The sequence below is a fragment of the Streptococcus oralis subsp. oralis genome (assembly GCF_002096455.1).
GTDB lineage: Bacteria > Bacillota > Bacilli > Lactobacillales > Streptococcaceae > Streptococcus > Streptococcus oralis_CY.
In genome coordinates, this window is record NZ_NCUL01000001.1 from 1 (window position 1) to 4934 (window position 4934).

Annotated in this window: 1 tRNA gene and 3 rRNA genes; all 4 read left to right on the plus strand. The window is 50.0% G+C overall.

Annotation, left to right across the window (positions count from 1 at the left end):
- The first annotated feature begins 48 nt into the window (after positions 1-48).
- Positions 49-1595, plus strand: a 16S ribosomal RNA gene (locus B7720_RS00005).
- 51 nt (positions 1596-1646) lie between these two features.
- Positions 1647-1719: transfer RNA gene (locus tag B7720_RS00010), tRNA-Ala, on the plus strand.
- Positions 1720-1841: 122 nt separating this feature from the next.
- A 23S ribosomal RNA gene (locus tag B7720_RS00015) occupies positions 1842-4742 on the plus strand.
- Positions 4743-4818: 76 nt separating this feature from the next.
- A 5S ribosomal RNA gene (gene rrf, locus B7720_RS00020) occupies positions 4819-4934 on the plus strand.
- Together the 16S, 23S and 5S rRNA genes with 1 tRNA gene alongside form the textbook arrangement of a ribosomal RNA operon.

Sequence of the window (4934 nt, forward strand, 5' to 3'; positions counted from 1 at the left end):
AAAAAACAATAAATCTGTCAGTGACAGAAATGAGTGAGAACTCAAACTTTTAATGAGAGTTTGATCCTGGCTCAGGACGAACGCTGGCGGCGTGCCTAATACATGCAAGTAGAACGCTGAAGGAGGAGCTTGCTTCTCTGGATGAGTTGCGAACGGGTGAGTAACGCGTAGGTAACCTGCCTGGTAGCGGGGGATAACTATTGGAAACGATAGCTAATACCGCATAAGAGTAGATGTTGCATGACATTTGCTTAAAAGGTGCAATTGCATCACTACCAGATGGACCTGCGTTGTATTAGCTAGTTGGTGAGGTAACGGCTCACCAAGGCAACGATACATAGCCGACCTGAGAGGGTGATCGGCCACACTGGGACTGAGACACGGCCCAGACTCCTACGGGAGGCAGCAGTAGGGAATCTTCGGCAATGGACGGAAGTCTGACCGAGCAACGCCGCGTGAGTGAAGAAGGTTTTCGGATCGTAAAGCTCTGTTGTAAGAGAAGAACGAGTGTGAGAGTGGAAAGTTCACACTGTGACGGTATCTTACCAGAAAGGGACGGCTAACTACGTGCCAGCAGCCGCGGTAATACGTAGGTCCCGAGCGTTGTCCGGATTTATTGGGCGTAAAGCGAGCGCAGGCGGTTAGATAAGTCTGAAGTTAAAGGCTGTGGCTTAACCATAGTACGCTTTGGAAACTGTTTAACTTGAGTGCAAGAGGGGAGAGTGGAATTCCATGTGTAGCGGTGAAATGCGTAGATATATGGAGGAACACCGGTGGCGAAAGCGGCTCTCTGGCTTGTAACTGACGCTGAGGCTCGAAAGCGTGGGGAGCAAACAGGATTAGATACCCTGGTAGTCCACGCCGTAAACGATGAGTGCTAGGTGTTAGACCCTTTCCGGGGTTTAGTGCCGCAGCTAACGCATTAAGCACTCCGCCTGGGGAGTACGACCGCAAGGTTGAAACTCAAAGGAATTGACGGGGGCCCGCACAAGCGGTGGAGCATGTGGTTTAATTCGAAGCAACGCGAAGAACCTTACCAGGTCTTGACATCCCTCTGACCGCTCTAGAGATAGAGTTTTCCTTCGGGACAGAGGTGACAGGTGGTGCATGGTTGTCGTCAGCTCGTGTCGTGAGATGTTGGGTTAAGTCCCGCAACGAGCGCAACCCCTATTGTTAGTTGCCATCATTCAGTTGGGCACTCTAGCGAGACTGCCGGTAATAAACCGGAGGAAGGTGGGGATGACGTCAAATCATCATGCCCCTTATGACCTGGGCTACACACGTGCTACAATGGCTGGTACAACGAGTCGCAAGCCGGTGACGGCAAGCTAATCTCTTAAAGCCAGTCTCAGTTCGGATTGTAGGCTGCAACTCGCCTACATGAAGTCGGAATCGCTAGTAATCGCGGATCAGCACGCCGCGGTGAATACGTTCCCGGGCCTTGTACACACCGCCCGTCACACCACGAGAGTTTGTAACACCCGAAGTCGGTGAGGTAACCTTTTAGGAGCCAGCCGCCTAAGGTGGGATAGATGATTGGGGTGAAGTCGTAACAAGGTAGCCGTATCGGAAGGTGCGGCTGGATCACCTCCTTTCTAAGGATAAGGAACTGCACATTGGTCTTGTTTAGTCTTGAGAGGTCTTGTGGGGCCTTAGCTCAGCTGGGAGAGCGCCTGCTTTGCACGCAGGAGGTCAGCGGTTCGATCCCGCTAGGCTCCATTGGTGAGAGATCACCAAGTAATGCACATTGAAAATTGAATATCTATATCAAATAGTAACAAGAAAATAAACCGAAACGCTGTAGTATTAAAAGAGTTTATGACTGAAAGGTCAGAAAATAAGGTTAAGTTAATAAGGGCGCACGGTGGATGCCTTGGCACTAGGAGCCGAAGAAGGACGTGACAAACGACGATATGCCTTGGGTAGCTGTAAGTAAGCGATGATCCAGGGATTTCCGAATGGGGGAACCCAACAGGTACTACCTGTTACCCGCATCTGTTAAGGATGTGAGGAGGAAGACGCAGTGAACTGAAACATCTAAGTAGCTGCAGGAAGAGAAAGCAAAAGCGATTGCCTTAGTAGCGGCGAGCGAAACGGCAGGAGGGCAAACCGAAGAGTTTACTCTTCGGGGTTGTAGGACTGCAATGTGGACTCAAAGATTATAGAAGAATGATTTGGGAAGATCAGCCAAAGAGAGTAATAGCCTCGTATTTAAAATAGTCTTTGTACCTAGCAGTATCCTGAGTACGGCGGGACACGAGAAATCCCGTCGGAATCTGGGAGGACCATCTCCCAACCCTAAATACTCCCTAGTGACCGATAGTGAACCAGTACCGTGAGGGAAAGGTGAAAAGCACCCCGGGAGGGGAGTGAAATAGAACCTGAAACCGTGTGCCTACAACAAGTTCGAGCCCGTTAATGGGTGAGAGCGTGCCTTTTGTAGAATGAACCGGCGAGTTACGATATGATGCGAGGTTAAGTTGAAGAGACGGAGCCGCAGGGAAACCGAGTCTGAATAGGGCGCATTAGTATCATGTCGTAGACCCGAAACCATGTGACCTACCCATGAGCAGGTTGAAGGTGCGGTAAGACGCACTGGAGGACCGAACCAGGGCACGTTGAAAAGTGCTTGGATGACTTGTGGGTAGCGGAGAAATTCCAAACGAACTTGGAGATAGCTGGTTCTCTCCGAAATAGCTTTAGGGCTAGCGTCGACATAAAGATTCTTGGAGGTAGAGCACTGTTTGGGTGAGGGGTCCATCCCGGATTACCAATCTCAGATAAACTCCGAATGCCAATGAATTATGGTCGGCAGTCAGACTGCGAGTGCTAAGATCCGTAGTCGAAAGGGAAACAGCCCAGACCACCAGCTAAGGTCCCAAAATAATTGTTAAGTGGAAAAGGATGTGGGGTTGCACAGACAACTAGGATGTTAGCTTAGAAGCAGCTATTCATTCAAAGAGTGCGTAATAGCTCACTAGTCGAGTGACCCTGCGCCGAAAATGTACCGGGGCTAAAACAATTTACCGAAGCTGTGGATACCTTTATAGGTATGGTAGGAGAGCGTTCTATGTGTGAAGAAGGTATACCGTGAGGAGTGCTGGAACGCATAGAAGTGAGAATGCCGGTATGAGTAGCGAAAGACAGGTGAGAATCCTGTCCACCGTAAGACTAAGGTTTCCAGGGGAAGGCTCGTCCGCCCTGGGTTAGTCGGGACCTAAGGAGAGACCGAAAGGTGTATCCGATGGACAACAGGTTGATATTCCTGTACTAGAGTATGTAGTGATGGAGGGACGCAGTAGGCTAACTAAAGCAGACGAATGGAAGTGTCTGTCTAAGCAGTGAGGTGTGATATGAGTCAAATGCTTATATCTATAACATTGAGCTGTGATGGGGAGCGAAGTTTAGTAGCGAAGTTAGTGACGTCACACTGCCAAGAAAAGCTTCTAGCGTTTAAACATACTCTACCCGTACCGCAAACCGACACAGGTAGTCGAGGCGAGTAGCCTCAGGTGAGCGAGAGAACTCTCGTTAAGGAACTCGGCAAAATGACCCCGTAACTTCGGGAGAAGGGGTGCTGACTTTACGTCAGCCGCAGTGAATAGGCCCAAGCAACTGTTTATCAAAAACACAGCTCTCTGCTAAATCGTAAGATGATGTATAGGGGGTGACGCCTGCCCGGTGCTGGAAGGTTAAGAGGAGTGCTTAGCGTAAGCGAAGGTATGAATTGAAGCCCCAGTAAACGGCGGCCGTAACTATAACGGTCCTAAGGTAGCGAAATTCCTTGTCGGGTAAGTTCCGACCCGCACGAAAGGCGTAATGATTTGGGCACTGTCTCAACGAGAGACTCGGTGAAATTTTAGTACCTGTGAAGATGCAGGTTACCCGCGACAGGACGGAAAGACCCCATGGAGCTTTACTGCAGTTTGATATTGAGTGTCTGTACCACATGTACAGGATAGGTAGGAGTCTATGAGATCGGGACGCCAGTTTCGAAGGAGACGTTGTTGGGATACTACCCTTGTGTTATGGCCACTCTAACCCGGATAGGTTATCCCTATCGGAGACAGTGTCTGACGGGCAGTTTGACTGGGGCGGTCGCCTCCTAAAAGGTAACGGAGGCGCCCAAAGGTTCCCTCAGAATGGTTGGAAATCATTCGCAGAGTGTAAAGGTATAAGGGAGCTTGACTGCGAGAGCTACAACTCGAGCAGGGACGAAAGTCGGGCTTAGTGATCCGGTGGTTCCGTATGGAAGGGCCATCGCTCAACGGATAAAAGCTACCCTGGGGATAACAGGCTTATCTCCCCCAAGAGTTCACATCGACGGGGAGGTTTGGCACCTCGATGTCGGCTCGTCGCATCCTGGGGCTGTAGTCGGTCCCAAGGGTTGGGCTGTTCGCCCATTAAAGCGGCACGCGAGCTGGGTTCAGAACGTCGTGAGACAGTTCGGTCCCTATCCGTCGCGGGCGTAGGAAATTTGAGAGGATCTGCTCCTAGTACGAGAGGACCAGAGTGGACTTACCGCTGGTGTACCAGTTGTCTTGCCAAAGGCATCGCTGGGTAGCTATGTAGGGAAGGGATAAACGCTGAAAGCATCTAAGTGTGAAACCCACCTCAAGATGAGATTTCCCATGATTTTATATCAGTAAGAGCCCTGAGAGATGATCAGGTAGATAGGTTAGAAGTGGAAGTGTGGCGACACATGTAGCGGACTAATACTAATAGCTCGAGGACTTATCCAAAGTAACTGAGAATACGAAGTGTGAGGTTTTCTTGAGATTTGATAGATATTCAATTTTGAGTAGGTATTACTCAGAGTTAAGTGACGATAGCCTAGGAGATACACCTGTACCCATGCCGAACACAGTAGTTAAGCCCTAGAACGCCGGAAGTAGTTGGGGGTTGCCCCCTGTGAGATATGGAAGTCGCTTAGC